The 17,139-nt window shown below is 36.5% G+C and carries 14 protein-coding genes; all 14 read right to left on the reverse strand.

All coding sequences use genetic code 11. The annotated features are described in order from the left end of the window. Positions 1-6: 6 nt before the first annotated feature. Positions 7-483 (reverse strand): hypothetical protein, encoded by a 477-nt coding sequence (locus ACRD7A_RS13590; RefSeq protein WP_430811584.1) that lies wholly within the window; start codon positions 481-483, stop codon positions 7-9. 13 nt (positions 484-496) lie between these two features. Beyond that, positions 497-673, reverse strand: coding sequence for a hypothetical protein (locus ACRD7A_RS13595; RefSeq protein ID WP_170154413.1), 177 nt, complete (start codon positions 671-673; stop codon positions 497-499). A gap of 11 nt (positions 674-684) precedes the next feature. Further along, positions 685-1,806: a hypothetical protein gene (locus ACRD7A_RS13600; protein WP_430811583.1), complete on the reverse strand. Its 1,122-nt coding sequence runs from the start codon at positions 1,804-1,806 to the stop codon at positions 685-687. Positions 1,807-1,813: 7 nt separating this feature from the next. Continuing rightward, on the reverse strand, positions 1,814-2,164 hold the full coding sequence (locus ACRD7A_RS13605) for a hypothetical protein (RefSeq protein WP_301193225.1): 351 nt from the start codon (positions 2,162-2,164) through the stop codon (positions 1,814-1,816). Continuing rightward, on the reverse strand, positions 2,151-2,927 hold the full coding sequence (locus tag ACRD7A_RS13610) for a hypothetical protein (protein ID WP_430811582.1): 777 nt from the start codon (positions 2,925-2,927) through the stop codon (positions 2,151-2,153). The genes ACRD7A_RS13605 and ACRD7A_RS13610 overlap by 14 nt, the downstream gene beginning before the upstream one ends. A 106-nt stretch (positions 2,928-3,033) precedes the next feature. After that, the gene (locus ACRD7A_RS13615; protein WP_212191656.1) at positions 3,034-3,423 is read right to left on the reverse strand and encodes a hypothetical protein; all 390 of its coding nucleotides are present in this window, start codon (positions 3,421-3,423) and stop codon (positions 3,034-3,036) included. 78 nt (positions 3,424-3,501) lie between these two features. Next, entirely contained in the window at positions 3,502-4,344 is an 843-nt protein-coding gene (locus ACRD7A_RS13620; protein ID WP_120271258.1) for a hypothetical protein, read from the reverse strand. Between the two features lie 64 nt (positions 4,345-4,408). Next, entirely contained in the window at positions 4,409-5,071 is a 663-nt protein-coding gene (locus tag ACRD7A_RS13625) for a hypothetical protein (protein WP_430811581.1), read from the reverse strand. A gap of 34 nt (positions 5,072-5,105) precedes the next feature. Beyond that, positions 5,106-7,586, reverse strand: coding sequence for a hypothetical protein (locus tag ACRD7A_RS13630; protein ID WP_430817950.1), 2,481 nt, complete (start codon positions 7,584-7,586; stop codon positions 5,106-5,108). Positions 7,587-7,732: 146 nt separating this feature from the next. Continuing rightward, positions 7,733-9,058, reverse strand: a complete 1,326-nt coding sequence (locus ACRD7A_RS13635) for a hypothetical protein (RefSeq protein WP_430811579.1) — start codon at positions 9,056-9,058, stop codon at positions 7,733-7,735. Continuing rightward, a complete protein-coding gene (locus ACRD7A_RS13640) occupies positions 9,058-11,391 on the reverse strand; it encodes an AAA family ATPase (protein WP_430811578.1) in 2,334 nt (777 codons plus the stop codon). Before ACRD7A_RS13640 ends, ACRD7A_RS13635 begins: the two co-directional genes overlap by 1 nt. A gap of 47 nt (positions 11,392-11,438) precedes the next feature. Then, positions 11,439-13,952, reverse strand: a complete 2,514-nt coding sequence (locus ACRD7A_RS13645; protein ID WP_430811577.1) for an HD domain-containing protein — start codon at positions 13,950-13,952, stop codon at positions 11,439-11,441. 21 nt (positions 13,953-13,973) lie between these two features. Next, positions 13,974-15,212, reverse strand: coding sequence for a GIY-YIG nuclease family protein (locus tag ACRD7A_RS13650; RefSeq protein WP_430811576.1), 1,239 nt, complete (start codon positions 15,210-15,212; stop codon positions 13,974-13,976). Then, positions 15,205-17,139, reverse strand: a complete 1,935-nt coding sequence (locus tag ACRD7A_RS13655) for a DEAD/DEAH box helicase (RefSeq protein ID WP_430811575.1) — start codon at positions 17,137-17,139, stop codon at positions 15,205-15,207. Before ACRD7A_RS13655 ends, ACRD7A_RS13650 begins: the two co-directional genes overlap by 8 nt.

Raw genomic sequence — 17,139 nt, forward strand, 5'->3', positions numbered from 1 at the left:
TAGAGTTTAGAGAGGGATTCCCCAACTGTCGAACTTGGGTTTGATTTTGGAAATTTCACTTTCGCTTAGTTCTTGTCTGAACCAGCCAATCAGGTTGAAGTCCTGACCTAAAAACGCTGCCCTGGTTCCCCACAAATACTGTTTCATGCCAAAGGCTTTAATCACCAATAGCATATCGTCCTTGCTCTGTATCTTATCAATGGTGGAGTAAATAACCTTTTCATCTGTGCCAAAGTCGAGCATTGCACCGTACAGCGTATTAGCATATAAAGCAGCATCAGAAGCAGAAATAGTCAGGTTTTGCCTGTCGATAACCGTATCTTTTATTGATGGAGCAACCCTTGATGAAGTGCCATCAGGGTTTTTCTTAAGCAATAGCTTTTTAACAGCGTAAATACCGATACCAACGCCCAAAATGGGCAATCCGTATTTAATGCCGTTTGCTATTAATGTTGCTTTATTTACTGGTGGTAACTGTTGCACGTTGCTGAGTTTTTTAGATGTATCGTAATGCGGTCTTTACAATCTTTGGGTTCTTGGCAACCTTGGTCAGAAGCTTAATCATATCCTGTTGCTCAACCTTATTGACTGCATTTTGCAAAAGGTTTCCTACTTGCTGAACTACCTCGGTACTGTCAGCTTCAATGGTGATTCCTACTTTGAATTTTCTCATAATCGTATGTTTTATTCGTTATCTAAATCATCGTTATCAAACTCTGCGTTTCCCGGTTCCGGCTCTGATATGCCATTCACGGCTTGATTCAGGAACAGGAGGGTTTTATTAATCAGCTCCGCTTTGTCAAGGCATAAGCCAACGATGTTTGCAATCTTGGCTACATCTTGCAGTTCCCATGTCATAAGGGCATCGGATAGTTTTTTGATTATCTCAGCTTTCTTGCGGTCTTCGGGTGTATTAGCCGTACCTATGTCGGTAATCTCAACATTGGTTTCAAGGAGCTGTGCCGATTCTTCCTCGGTATCATCAAGCATTCCCAAAGCTCCTTTGAGTTCTTCGGCTGATAAGCCTAATAATTCTGCTGTTTTGGGACTGTTGGTAAGCAAGCGTGAACCGATACCGACCAATGCACCTGTGGCAACTCGTTTCATCACTTCATTGGGAGCATACCCTGCAAGACGGCTTTCAAGGTCTGTCTTATCGGTTTTCAGTTCCCTGTTTTCGCTTTGATAGCGGTCTTTTTCAGCTCGTAGTTCTGCATTTTCATTGCGTAAACGCTCATACTTTTCTTCCAAAGTATTGTAGCGTGTCTCGAACTTAAAATCATCCAACTGCTTTTGGTAGCTGATTCGCTCAACCTCTTTGTTATTGCCCGATAAGGCATTAAACACACCAAACAGACCTTCCAACTTGTTTTTTGCCTGTTCGTTTTCACCGGAGAACAATCCCAATAGCGTATCTAATTCACCTAAACCATTGGTGTTACTTTGAATTTGGTGCTGCCTTACTTCTTCCTGGATAATGGTTTGAAGCTCGGCTCTCTCAATGGGTTCTTTGGGTGGGTTCAAAAGCTTGCTGATATTCACCGTATAACTGTTCAGACTTCGTGCATTGGGGCTTTTGCCTCCAAACACATCAACCCTGAGTGAACCATGAGACTGCTTTGCTTTTTCAATGGCACTTTCAATGTCACGGTTAAACTTATCCGTTCCGGAGGTTCTTGAAGTGAGTGCAGTTTCTTGTGCTGCGGTAACCAGGTATATTTCGTAAGCGTAGGGGTACTTTTGTTCATCCTCCGAACGCTTTATAAACTCGTATATGCTTTGTATTTGCTCTCTGTAATCCAACATAGTCGTATTAATTTCGGTGGGGAATAATCTTTACAAACTCCAATCGGTAAGGCTTAAAGTTTTCCGCTTGGGTTTTGATGTCTATGTAATCGGTGAATACCTGGTAGCGGTACTCATCCATAAAGTCGTATTCTTCGGGTGTAGCGGTAAACACATTATCGCTGCTAATGAGTTCCATTTCATCAATGGAGCTTGGCAGACCTTTGGTGTTCAGAATCCACATATCGTTTTTCAGGTCCAGCGAAATATCCGCACCTGTTACCATTATCACCGTTGGTTTTAATTGGTAGCTGTCGATGGTTCGCATCCCTGAAACACGGTCTTTTGCGATGGTATGTAATAACTCACTCGTGTTCATATTCTATGTAGATTCTAATGGTTAGCGTATTGTCTCCGCTGTTTTTATTGCTTTTGAAAACCGTATGGATATTGCTGTTTACCTCTAAAGGCTCATGGAATGGGATAACCTCTTTGCTTAAATGCTTTACCTTTCTGTTGGCAGTAAGCATGTAATCACGTAGTAGAAAACTGTTACCGTTTACCAATAGGCTGATATTGCCACATTCATAAGGTTCAGGCTGTTTGTATGCCTTAACAGGACGAAGAAATACATCGGATTTATGCAGATAGGCAAAGGTTAATGTTTCCTGTGCTATCAAGTCGGCAAATTCAAGGCTTGTAATGGTTTGACCTTTTTCAAACAAACCGACTTCGTTGTAGAGATAATCAGCAAACTGTGTATTGAAAAGCTCTGCAATGCTGTTGTTCAGGTTGCTTTGCTGGTCTGCATCAAGGCAAGTAAATTTGATATTGTTGCTCAAAATATCAACTATTGCCGGAAGAATATCAGTCTCAAAAAAGTCTTTGCTTTCTGCTTCGCTTGCCCTTGTGCGTAGGTAAGAATAGAACAGGTTGGTAATCCCATCGGTCAGTAACAAATCGGATATTAAAGCTTGGGGAAAAGCTAAATCCTGTGTTACATCTTCCAATTCCGATTCCTTTTTAACCAGGGCGTTTATTGCAATGCCTGTAATCAGTTTACAGGAAGCAGGGAGCAAGTCCTGTTCATTGATGTGTTTGTTGCCAACTGAGGTTTTTGTAATTACAAAATATCGTTTCATGTGATTAATTTTTATTTTTAATTGCCACATGGAACTCGCTTGTAATAGCAATTGCTCTAGTGAAATATTTTTGAATAGCTCGTTTCATTGTCGGGAGATTTTAGGGTTATTTCTTTTTCTCTACCTCGGCAAGCAGATACACACGAACATTGTAGCTTTCATTAACAGCCAGGTTCTCGCTGTCGTCTTTGTAAATGACACGTACAGGGCTGTTCTTGGCTTTTTCATCCACAGGAAAGGCCACGTCCTTAATACTCATGTCATCATTGTGGTGAAGCAATGCCACCTCGGTATCATCGGGGATTATCTCTGTATCATCAATCCAAACCCTTAGTGTGGCACCGGGTAATGCCTGTTGGTTGGATAGGCGTAAGAAAATTCCTTTGATACGGTCATGTTCCGTTTTGGTATTGCCGTTAAACTCGTAGGTCTGACCTTTTTTAACCTCGAATTTCACGACCTGTAATTTGCGTATGTTATTGTCTTGTACTTCCATTTTTGAAATGATTAAGAAGAAAAAAGGGGCGGTTAACAACCGCTGACCGCCCCCAAACGATTATGACATATCAAGCTCCTATGCTTTCTCTGTGATAGTTCCCAATAGCGTTACCTTAACGGCAGGGTGGTAAATCTTATCACCTGATACCGATTTCGGCATGTTCAGCTTTGGTGTAATATCCATTGATGGCTTTAACCACTTTGGATTGGCAAGCTTGTATTGGAATTTGCGTTTTGTGGTATCGGTATCGTCAAACACCGCACATGAGATTTCAGGTACAATTACCTTCGTGCCTAACGTCATCTCGAAAGTACCGTTCAGGATTGCCGGAGGTAAAGCAAACTGACCAAAAGCAAAATCTGCCGGGTCATTGTCTTCTTCCGATGCTCCGTGAGCGTACTCAAGAACAATATCAGTTAACAGGAAATACTTTCCTGAATCCAACTGCGCACGGTTCAGGTTGGTACGACCAGCCTTTTTATCGTCCGATGCCTCCATCAAATCAATGTCGGACTTATCTTTAATCGACTTAACGGTGTAGATTGCCGTATCAACGGTTTGCATACGTGCATCTTTCAATGCTTTCTGCACTTCCGGTGGCAACTGCTGTCTGCGAAGTTCAAACTGACCTTTTGAAGTCAGGTCTTTGGTAAGTCCTGTTTTTACAGCCGTACTTCTTGCTCCGGCATTATATGACCTACGTACAGCACGTTTTCTGCTGGTTCTTCTGCGACTTCTTCGCCCTCTGCGTCTTGTTCTACGGCGTGAGCGACCTAAATCGCCAATGCCTTCGACTGCATCGTCCTGGTCTTCTTCTTTCTCTAAAGCATCTTCCTCTTTTTCAAGAATCGCTTCTTCTAAACCCTCTATTTCTTCCATCGAAGGGTACAAATCATTTTGCTCATTAATTTCTGCCATGATAATTTGTTTTGCGGCTTATTAGCCTTTGTTATTAAATTGATTAAATGTTATTTAGTGAGAATCAGGATGCCATCATATCGCCCGAAAAGATGTCATAGTCCATGCTGTCGGGGTCGAGGTTTTGGATTTTGCCAACTGGCTCATCGTCATCATCTGAACTGCCAATAGGCTCATCGCTCATTGCGTAATCATTGGCTGCGCTGCCGATAGGGTCATCACTCATCGAATAGTCCGATGCTGCACCTGATACCGAAGCCTGAATTTCACGCTCGATGTCAATGTCGGCTGCCGGGAGTGCTTGCGTAATTGGGTTTAAGGCACGTAGTCCGTCCATTTCGTCCACATCGTTGTAATCTTCATCACCGATAATACCCTCTAATCCTTGAAGGATAGTTTTACCTGTGGCTTTTTTGATAATGGATTCAACACCTGCACCTGCTGCACCTACCAAGCCCAGCTTTACATACTCGTTTTTGGTAAACTGCGTACCCACCAAACCGCCCATAGTAACGGCTGCCGGAACGATGTAGGTTTTCATTTCGTTGCCCAACAAACCGCTAACGGTCTGGCTCTTTTCCAACTTCTTTAAAGCGTACTTGCCAACTGCAAACCCTGCTACGGCAGCAATGGGCTTGCCTATGTTGTTGGTAGCTTTCATAAAGTCAATCTTTGTACCTCTTGAAGTTCTCCTTGGGGTACTTGACGTTGATTTTTTAACTGCCATGTTTTCTAAATTTTAATTATTGATTCACAATTATTTATTGAAGCTTGATGCTTCCTAAATCTTCTTTATTGGTGGTTTTCTTGGGGGATGATTTCCGCTTTGCCGGAGTGCTTTCCTTTTTGCGGAACATGAGATAAGCTCCTGTTCCAATAAGAGCTGCAACACCTAAACCAATACCGACTTTTGCACCTTTGCTCAGTTTCTTTTTACCTGATGCAGTAGGGTTTGTTGTAGTCGATTGTGGTGTGTAGTTCCCAGATTTCATTATGGGTTGGGGAGTGTAACTGCCGGACTGTGGCATGATACTATTGGATGGAGGCATCACGCTGTTTGTTGGTGGAGCATAAGCCTCAGTTGTAGGAGCTGCCTGATTGTTAAATTGAGATACTGCTTCCGTTGCAGGAGCTGCTTTTTTGAATTTACTTTTAACCTTTGTAAAGATGTTTTTGATAGGCTTTAACCAGCTTCCGATTTTTGCCAATACACCACTTGCTGCGGTTACTGATGCTGCTGTGGCAACTGCACCCATATTGCCTAATTCTGCCAATTCGCCAATGGCTTCCAAGCCTTTCAAATCAGCAAGTAAACCGTCAATTCCTTTTAGGGAGAAGTCAGAACTTTTTTGTTTTGCACCTTTAAGGATTGCTTTTCTAAGGTTGGATTCTTTACCCTGTAAGCCTTTAAACAGCTTACGAACCTTGCCATGTGTCTTTTTTAGTTTGGCATGTTTTGCCGGGTCGATGTTGTATTTGCTTGCAAGATTATCGGGTAAATAGGCGTATTGCAATTTCTTGGCAATACCAAACATATTTAAGCGTAAGGCTGCCAATAATCCGCCTCTGATAGCTATTGACAAAGGATTAAATCTTACGATAGCTTTTACTACTTTCTTGGCTACTTTGCCAATCTTCTTGCCAACACGTTTTATAGCTTTGAAGAATCGACCTCTACGTCTTTTTCTTCTTCCTAAACCGTCCATTTCATCGTCCAACTCATCCAATTCAGCCAATCCCTGGATGGCTTCTGAATCGTATTTAATCAGACCTTTTTCGGCAAGCTTTTCTTCAATATCCGATAGCTTATCCAATACGGCATCTCGCTGTGGAGTATTCCAAAACTTGATTGCCTGGTCCAACATGGATATGAATTGGTCAGGGTTTTGGACGTGAGCCATCTTGTCCTTGTTATCCCTGTTCTTTAAAAGATAATTCCGGGTACGGACTAAATAGTTGTAGGTAGCATCTTCTGCATCACCCAAGCCGCTTATGGCATCGTCAAAGTCAACACCTGATACAATGGCAATAAGGTCTTCATGGTTGGCTTGTGCCTGAATACCGCCAGCTAAATCAATGCCTGATAAAACCGATATTGGCAAGCCTAAAGCACTTGTACCTGTAATACCGTCAATTCCTCTAAGCCCTGCCAACTGTAAAGGAGACATATCAAAATCAGACCGTTCAAAACTGTATGGTTTTTGGTAATCAAACTTTGAGAGAACAGGGTCGATAACGATTTCATCTTCGGAATCGCCAATAGCAGGAACAATCACATAGATATGCTGAAAGTTCTTTTTACCGTCATACTTGGTAATGCGGAGCTTGAACGGAATACCTAAACACTTTAAAAGCGAACCCACAAAAATGCTGTAATCATCACAGTCAATCCCTGCATCTGATTTGCCTTTTTGTTTGAACTTGATTTGTCCGTCTAACCAGGAACGTGATGGAGTTCGGAGTTGTTCCGTTCCGTCATCATCTTTATGGTACTGCAAATAGTTGTACGAAAAGTTGAAGATGTTTCGGCAAGACTCTTTGAGTGAACCACCTTGAAGGTTACTTGCCAGTTCCTCGACTTCCCGAAAATGTGTACCGATAATATCAATACAACTTTCAACGGTTTCAATTACGTTACCGTTTTTAATAAATGTGTCCTGTCCGTTTGCCTTTTTTATAAGGTGGTTGAAACGTTTACCGTTTTGGGTGTTTCGTGGGCCGGATACAATGCCCAATTCGCCCAATGCTAATCCGTTCATATTTTCGTCCTCTGATAATGATTGCGTAGTAGTAAGAGTTTCGCCATTAACGCTGATCGTCATGGTGAAAGTCATATCAGCTTTAAGCTGCTGAGTATTGGAAAGCACGGAAAGAGTAAGACCTTTACCCATAAGGTTCAGGTATGGCACTTGAAAAACGATTTCAGGCTCTTGTGTTTTGCCTGCACCAATGGTAAGTCCTTTAATATCGGGGGTAGAATAAGCGACTGCCGAACCTTTGTAATTTGCAACAACCTGGTTAACGGCTAATGTGATGGGGGCTTTTGTGGGGTTGTAGCAACGAAGCTTTACAGCAAATTGAACTTCCTGTAAGTTCATCTTGTGGATGCGGAATCCTAAAAGAGCAAAGTTCATTTTTGCCCCGGCAAGAAGCTTTTTGCCTTTTTTAATGAGGTAGAAACCTCCACCAACGGCTGCAACAGCTGCTAATGTGCCTAATATTTTCTTTGTGCTTGCTTCCATAATGGAAACAAACATATAGTAGGCTTATGGTGGGGGGGTTGGAGTTTAACGGTGCTTGAAGGAGTTTGTAAGTGTTTGAAGAAATTTGTCAAAAAATGAGTAAAAAAAAGTCGGTGGTATGCCGACTTCAAATATAAAATTTCCTATTATTTTTTTTCTAACGACTGAATTGCAGAATCAAGAGCTTCAACAATTTTATCAACAACATCAAGTTTTTCATCTTTCAAATAACTCAGCAGTAAGTCTGTTAAATTCTCCATATTATGAATTACCCCTCTGTCATCTAAAAATCTTATAACCTCGTAGAAAGAAAAAACATAATCTCTTACTATTTCTTGGTACATGTTCTTAATTTCTTCACTTGCATTATCAGGTAGTCGAAAATTTTCAAATCCATCTTTAATGCCCTTAAATGAATATGCAAAATATTGGTTGACACCTCCATTGTTATGATAAGCTATTCTGTGAAAATCAAGGGACTTTAGCTTATTCAAAGAAGACAAATGTTTGATGATGACATTCTGTTCTTCTGTTTTTAATAAAGCTTCTTTTGCAAAAGAATTTGCTGTTTCAGAATCTTTTTTAGCATTTTCAGCAAGGTCAAAGAGTTCCATGATTTCTTCTTCCTTCTTAGATAACTTGTCTTCAAGCTCATTGAATGCCCTGTCCTTTTCTTTGAACTTAGCTTCAATATTATTAAATCGCTTCTCTACTTCATCTAATTTATTGCCTTCTTCTTTAATTTTATTAGTTATTCTTTCAAGTTCTTCCTTTTGACTTTTTATTTCTTCCTTGGTTTCTGTGGCTGTTGTTTTTGCAGAACTAGCATCCGTCTTGGCTCTAGTTATATCAGTTTCAAGACCATCTGCTTTTTCTCTTATTGCTTTAGATTCTTCTTTGAGTTCTTTTGAGGAAACCTGATTTATAACAATTGGTAAAACAATACCTATAAAACCCATTGCAGCTATCCAGGCAGTAAGCCACAGATTTAGTCTATCAATGTCATTATCAATTTCATATTTAGTTTCTTTAATAGCATCATCTACACTTTTAATGACAGAGTTAAGGTGCTTTTCGATATTATCTAAATCCTCTTTTTTTAAAACAATATTACCGTATTTGTCAGAATTGTTGGGTAGTATTAAAAAAGGAGAGTAATCTTTACACGCAAGTATTGAATCATAATATGAATGATATGCTTTTTGGTAATACTTTGAGATATGACTTTCTATTGTAGCAATTTCAGTAGAATCAAGAAAATAATTCCCAGTACTGTCTATTCGTTGCGGAATTAGGATAAATGGCTTTATGGAATTAATATTATACTCCTTCTGTAGAATATTTTCAACTTGAGAGTTAATTTTACTGTACTGATTATCAATCTTTGATTCGATAAGAAGATAACTAACACCTATTATTATTAATATAAAAATCAATAAACTTCCTGAATAGTATAAATATTTCTTTTCCATTAGGCAAAAATAGTTTTTGGAATGTTTGTTGGAATCCTATAGGTTAATTCGGAATAGTGTTGTATTAATTCTGAATTATCATATGGTAAAAGTTTTGCGAAAATTGTATCTGATTCAATTTTTAGTTTTCTAATAGCATGCATAGCTGAATCAAATATTAGTTCGTCATGTGTAAACAATATAAGTTGTAAAGGCAAATCAGAAAACTCTGCAAAAGTCTTTATCATTTGCTCCAAAAACTTTTCAATTGATGCCCTTTTAATAAAATCACTTGCATAAAAAACATCATCTAAAACAACAGGTAAATTAACACCTGACCGCACTCTTGAAGCTAGTGCAATACTTAACGAAACCATCATGCAAAAAAGCCTATATCTGAATGTATTGAAATACTTATTAGGACTTATGTTACCATAAGGGCTTTTTATTTTCGCATAAATTGTTTCGGAAATAACATCTCCATTATCATCTTCTTTCTTCTCTATATCAATGTCAATTGAAATATCTTCACCCTCAAGAAAATTATTTAATACGTCAGTTATTAATTGTTCTATAGGAATAAATGATTCTTTAACAATTTTATTTATTTCGTTATAGACTAATGGTTGATAAACTGATGCGTCATTTTTAATTTGTTTTAGTATATCAACGCTTTGCTGAAATTCAGAAATTTCTTTTTCTGCTTGCTTTACTTGTGTATTTCTAATTTTAATTTGTTCCTCTAAATTTCGAATTTCACTTTCTAAAACAGCTTTTCGCTGAACGGTGGTATCAGCTTTCAATTTACTATTTTCTCGTTCCTTGATAGATTCAATAACGCTTTGCCTACTAGAAGTAAACTCTTTTATTTTATTAAGTTCGGAAAGAGATTGAATAAAATCTTTATTCTCACGAATGATGTCATATAGTTCACTGATTTGTTTCCTATTTGGCTGGTGTATTTCAAAAAAATCAATAGCCATTACAAAAAAGTCATCAGAGGAATAGTGATATATAAATTCTCGATATTCATTTAACTTGGTTAACCATCCTGAAAATTCCGGATAGTCTCGTAGGTTTAATCTTTCATTCTCCAAACTTTTGTAAATATTCTCCAATTGAGAATAAAGAGAACCCAAATGTTCAGTAATAGCAGCAAATAATTGAGATATTTCACTCGATAGCGTACGATACTTTTTATATTCTAATACTTTTTTTTCAACTTCAGTTTTAATATTGGGAACTTCATTGCTTGAACTATTACAAAATGGGCAATTTTTAAAAGATTGACTCTCTAGCAATTGTAAGCCTTGAATTAAAAAATCAATTTCTTTGGTACTTGTACCCTCTATTTTGTATGAATTGTATTCAAGAAATTTTTTAAGAAAGTTTTCAATGTTAGATTGTATTCTTGATAAATCAAAAGTTATTGAAAAATTCCTGTTAAGCAGTTCGTTTGCTAATTCGATTACTCTTTTAGGTCGCTCAAGCGAAACTTTCTTATTGTCTTCAGCAATAAGTTTTAATTCTTGATTCTTCTTATCAAGTTCTTTCTGCCAGTTTGTAATTGAATTTACTCCTTCTGTTTTATTCTTTATGGCATTGTTTAGGTTGTTTGATTCTTTTCTTCTTTGGTATTTAGCTAACTCCGATATTAATAGATTGAAGTCAAGAAACTCTTGAAGTCCTAAGCTAGAGGCAATAAGATTGTGAAAAGAATTATTATCCATTGCAGAACCTTCATAATTTCGTTGACCATTCTCATAGATGTCATAATCACTTATAAAATGGCTGTTGGGATTTAAAGAATCTACAATACTATCAGGTAGTGGGCTTTCAAAAGAATAATCACCTTCATTTGTTTTTGCAATAAAATGACAATCTTGTGATGTGCCATTAAAATGAGTTACGTACTTATTAAAATCTTGAATATTTCTTAGCTTAGCTTCACCAATTTCATGACCAAATATTTTCTCTAACGATGTGAAAATTGAACTTTTACCTACACCGTTTTTTCCTAGTATAATTGCGGTTGAAGGTTGTTCATTTATGCAAAAATCTATCCCATACGGAGGGGACTTTTTAGGAAAACCTCTAACTCCAGAAATTTCAATTGATTTAAGACGGTAGTCGGTTCCTTTAATAAATTCACCTTTTGCTTCTTGTTGCTCTGATATTGGTTCAATATCCGATTGGCTATATTGAGAATAAAAAGGAATCAAATCTAAATACAAGTTTTCTTTGGAAGAAGTATTCAAATTTGGATTCTTAGCTATAAGCCATGCTAATAGGTTACCTTTTAACTCAGGGTGATTTGATAACCTAATCTTAAAATTATTTAATGATTCAATCATACGGTATAGCTTTAATCAATATAATTTAATCTCAGTATTTATCTATTCTATACTTTTTCAAATTCAGTTGTTTCCGCATAGTAATTTTGGATAAAATTATTTAGGGTTAATTTTTCCTGACTACCTAGCTCCAATATATCAGATGCTCCAAGATGAATTGATTTTCCAATAATATAATTCACCATTTTCATTGCTGTTGAATCTATGTTATTCCTTGAAATATCTGGAATAAATAGCCTTGAATTAATATTTACAACAATGGTTTCAATATCAAAAATCAAAGCCGATATAGGGATGTCAAAGCGGAAATCTTTTATTAAAACACTTCTCATAAAGAGTTCCTTTCGTTTACTATCATGTCTCCAATAGTAAGGCATCCAATCAGACTTATTATTAAAAGGCAAATACAAATCATTTTTTTTGCCTTCAAAAAGAGAAATGGTTTTTACATATGACTTTGTTGCACAACTATCTGAATGCCCAAGAGAAACAAGGTCACTAAATTCTAAATTATCAAAAATATAATTGCCAGGTTCGATTGTTTCATCTGTTAGTGAAGATTGTGAATCTTTGTGGACTATTATTGAAATCCATGTTAGTTGTCTATCTAACTTATCAATAACTTCACCAATATCGTCCTCTGTAAATTTCATTCCACTTAAAAAGTCGTCTTCAATAAATGATTCTACAATTGGGATTGCCAGATATTTTATTTCATTGTTATTTACGAAATCATCAATAGATATAGAATCTAATTCTTCAACCTCCTTAAGTCCGGATTCATCATCATATATATAAATATTTCCAATAAAGTCTAAATCATCAAATGTGGTAATGAAACTACTTTTGTTTTTAATAATTGCATATCCTTCAATTTCATTTAAGTAATTTCCTAAGTCAATCTTGTAATGTCCTTTCGCTAATTCTGGTATCAGATTAATTTGATTTTCAATCTTAAAAATTTCTTCAGCTGATTTATCTACTAATTCAAAATTCACTCCGTCCGTTAAAAAATATTGATTTAGAAATTTCTTAACTTTTTCAGTATTGTTATCAAAGGTAGAAATGAAGTCATTGTAATTTAAAATTACCTCAGTTCCTTCAAAAGTGACATCAAGTGATTCAGTTAAAGAAGTCCATTCATTTCCTTTTTCAAGCTCAATTAAAAATTTGCTTTTTTCTTTATAATGTCTGGTTAGTACCTTTACTTCATCTGAAAGCATAAAACAGGACAGAAAACCAATTCCGAAATTACCAATTGGTTTATAGTTAAAATCATTAAGTAAAAATTCCGTTGAGTTATAATATGAAACCCCAATATTCAGAAAATGCTTCTTGACAATGTCCATTGACATCCCTGTTCCATTGTCTTTAATTACAACTTGATTGTTTGACTTAGATAGAATCACCTTTATTCTTGGTTGATATTTATCTTCACCAAACTCATAATTACGTTCTTCCGTTTCTTGTCTAATCCTACATGAATCAAGTGAATTTTGGATAAGTTCCCTTAAACCTAAAGATTTATCACCATATATCTTTTCTCCCATTAAAAGAGAACTGATTGCTCTGAACTCCAAATTCATCTTATAATCAGAAAAAGTATATCCTTCCGTTTGAATGTTTATTTCCGGAGTTGTGTCATAAACCAAACTATATTTTGTCGGTAAATGATTTACTAGAGCTGTAGCATTAATTAGTTCATCTTTAACCCACCCAATATACGAAAGCAACTTCCTGTGTATGCTTGCGTTAGTAGCTTTTCCATGAAACACGATTCTCTTTTGCTGAGTTTTCTCATTAAATAAAATTTTCTCATTGTTCGATATTACATAGTGTTGCTTCCATTCGTCATCGCTAATACCTTTTGGAACAATTAATTTATACAAGTTATAAGGTGTTCTATTGCTATCAATATCCAGTATATCTGCTAATCTTAATATACATGCTATAAATTGAGAATTAAAAGAATAATCGCCTCTTACTTCATTTATTCTTAAGTTTTCTTTAATCCAATCATAATCCTTTGTATGGCTTTCACATATTAATGCTAATTCCTTTGTGAAATCAAGTGTTGTTAGTTTAGGTATAGTAAGATTATCTTTCAGATTCTCGTTTATATACCTTGCAGATAAAGATGAGTGAATTCTTCTTACATATTCCTGTAATGCTAAATCATCATTTCCATCCATAATTTTCTTCATTGCGGAAAACTTAACATTACAGTACTTAAAATTGTCATTTTTAATATCGTCAATATCGTTTTCACCAACAGCCATCCCAATGTCATGCAATAATGCTGCGTAAACCAATAAAACAACTTCTAATTCATCTAATAAACTAACATCGTGAATTAGTTTACCCATATATTCCATTACTCGAAACGAATGACTTGTATTATGTAAAGTGTAATTAGGAAAGACTCGTTGTACTCTTGTATTTAATATTTCTTTTATCTCATCATACACTTCAGCTATTTTGGGTAGAAACGGACTATCAATACTATTTAAATACTTTATCAGTATTAAATCATCCATTTTATAATCGGTATCTATATTCATTTGAAATCGCTTTTTGTTGTGTTACCTCAATATAATTACACCATTCTCTTCATCATATCTATACTTCACAATCTTCCCATTAATTATTAATTCAATTGCTTGCTCAATTACCTCAAAAGGTGCAATAAACCATTCTCTTGGTGTATGGCGTTTGCCTTTTTCATCAAATACATCTATTTCTAAACATGAGTTGCCAAAGAAATTATGAAGCAATTGCTCTAATTTCTGAGGATTCATATTATAGCACTTCCAAGCTCCTTTTATTCGTACCGGAGCCATCAAATAGGTTGGCTCTTTTTCGGCATTTTTTATCCGTTCTTCAACGTCTGTTTTCGAGTAGCCAACTTTGTATAAATCTGTAATAGAAGAAATCCTTTCGTCTGTGCTTTTTGATTTTAAAACATAGATGTACCCGGCTTCTTCGTCTTCATCTGTAATTGAACTAAAGTTTTCAAGGAAGCCCTCGTTTACCTTATCAATATTTTCTGTTACGACACGACCATTTGCATAGAGTATTTTCTCGACAGAACGTTTAAGCATATTTGATTCTGTTCCATTTTCAAAAATACAGCGTGTACGACCATCTTCACGCACTCTGGTGCCATCTTCTTTATAATGTTCTTTTTGAGATATATTGATTTCTTCAAGGTAGAAAAGCACTCCATTATGCACGTAAAAAGCCTTTTCCTGAAGGTTGTCCTGCTTGAAGTCAATCAATTTTCGTTTACCTTCCGCCAAATCCTTTTGAACATCCTTTAATAACTGCTCATATTTATCAAAGTCCTTACAGGGTTTTCTGCGTGCAATGAAATCAGCTTGCGCTCTTTCGTAATCTTTTGGTGTATGCTTAAAATCAAAAAGACCAGCATCATCACCGCCAAGAATATCCAAAGAATCATCGCCCAAAATATCATCAAGTGAACTTATTTCTTTGGGGTTGTTGTATTCCGCTTTGGGGTCGTTTACTTGACTTATTTCAATTTCAGGTAGCAGATTATGTATGTCGTGAGGTTTTAGTTGTTCAACTTTTTCAATATCCTCACGCATACTTTTTAAACGAGAATACAATTGATACTCTGAAATATTTGATGGGTTTGGTTCAGGTTCTTTGCTGTTGTTCGCAACAAAATCGTTAATTTCCTGAAACGAAGCTAATAAACGCTCGTCCGCAGTACGGGTATTCGATTTTTTAGGCTTTACGTTTAGCAAGCCTAAAGGGTCGTTGTTAAATATTTCATCTAAAATACTATCCTTATCCATTTGCTTCTGCTCGTTTACGTTTTTCTTCTTTCAAGTAAATGATACATTCAGCCATACGCTTTTCTAAGGGGTCATTAGACTTTAGATTTGGCTCACGATTGTACATTTTAATAAACTCCTGAATTTTTGGCCAGAGAATTTTTGCTTCCTCGAAGTCCATTTTTATACGAGTTGATTCAATATGGTCTTGAATAACTTTAAGCACTTTAGTAGTTACTGATTTTGAAAGAATTTCAAAAGCTTTTTGGAATGGATTAACCCTGTCAATGAGGTCAATGTGAATGTCGTCAATATCAACAAATGAACCAGCCATTCGTATAAATCGTTTATCGCCTGTCTCTTTTATTTCTCCGTTTTTAATAACAGAATCAACCACCACATGCTGACGAACTTCTTCCACTTCATCATCAGATAAATCAGGATATTTAACTTTGATAATCTTTGGAATCAACACTTTATTGATGACTTCGGGGTCAACATTGCCCGGCATTGCTTTGAGCATGGTGTCATCTTGTAATACCGTTGCTTTAAGGTCGTTTAAGTCTGATTCTAAAATATCTTTTACACGTTTTGAACTTGGTTCTTTTAAGCCCCGGATTTTTATTTCGCCCGGTTTAGCCTTATCGTATTCATCAACCTTTGTTTTAAACTTCCAATTTGGAGCTAATACCTGTTCCATTAACAAGGATGCAGTAATGGCTTTTAGCATATTATTAACCGAAAGCTTAACCAAATCATCAGCTGCATCAGGTTGAGCAATCAGATTGGTAAATTGAGCATGGGTTTTATTGTTGCTGTCACGAGTTGCTCTACCAATAATTTGAATAATCTCGGTAAGCGAACCTCTATAACCAACCGTTAAAGCATGTTCGCAATAGGGCCAGTCAAAACCTTCTTTTGCCATTCCAAGAGCAATGATTAAATCCATATCGTCAATGGATTTAATGTTTCGTAGGTAATCGACAATTTTATCTCGTTCTCTGAAGTTATCCTCTACTAAATCGGCAACTTTAAGCATTTTGCCATCAGAATGTCGTTTTATGTGTATTACACCTGTTTCTTTATCCTGCTTTACAACTTCACCAATGGCATCTAAAATAAAATCAACCTCGTTGTGTTTATCTTTGGTCGATTCTCCCGAATTAACATTGGGAATATGAAGTATGGTTTTTTGGTCGGTATTTAAAATCTCCATAATGGCTTCGGTGTATCTACCTTGATAAAAGTGGTAGCCAATACCCAACGATTTTAAATATTCGTAGCCGTTTAACTGCTCGTAATAGTTATAGGTTACTTTTGTGAACTTTTCTTCATCCTCCGGGCGTAAAACGGGAATGCTATCACCACGAAAATAAGAACCTGTCATGGCAACGATATGAGCAGAAGATTTGCTCATTATTTCACGCAATAAATCACCTAACCTATTTTCTGCATCTGCCGAAACATGGTGAAATTCGTCAATGGCAATTAAGGTATTATTAAAGGCTGTTTCGTTCAGTTCCTCGCAAGCAAATCGAAAAGTGGCATGTGTGCAAATTAAAATCTGCTCACCGTTTTCCATAAACTTTTGAAAAGCTTGCACTTTGCTTTTACTACCATCACCGCCAGGGGTACAAAGATTATAGGAGTCATTAGGTTTCCAATCTGCAAAAAAACCGAACTTTTTCAATTCAGTAGTTGCAAAGGAGCTACCGATGGAACGTTCAGGAACGGCAACAATTACTTTTTTAATGCCTTGATTTACTAATTTATCTAAACCCAAAAACATTAATGCTCTCGACTTACCAGAAGCAGGGGGAGACTTAATTAATAGGTATTGTGCATCACGATACTCAAAAGCACGTTCCTGCATTTCACGCATACCATATTGATTGGTACTTTTACTTTTTCCTGTTTGTTGGTATTGTACGTTTACTATATCTGGCAT

This window comes from Carboxylicivirga longa (assembly GCF_050589825.1).
In the GTDB taxonomy this organism is placed as follows: domain Bacteria; phylum Bacteroidota; class Bacteroidia; order Bacteroidales; family Marinilabiliaceae; genus Carboxylicivirga; species Carboxylicivirga longa.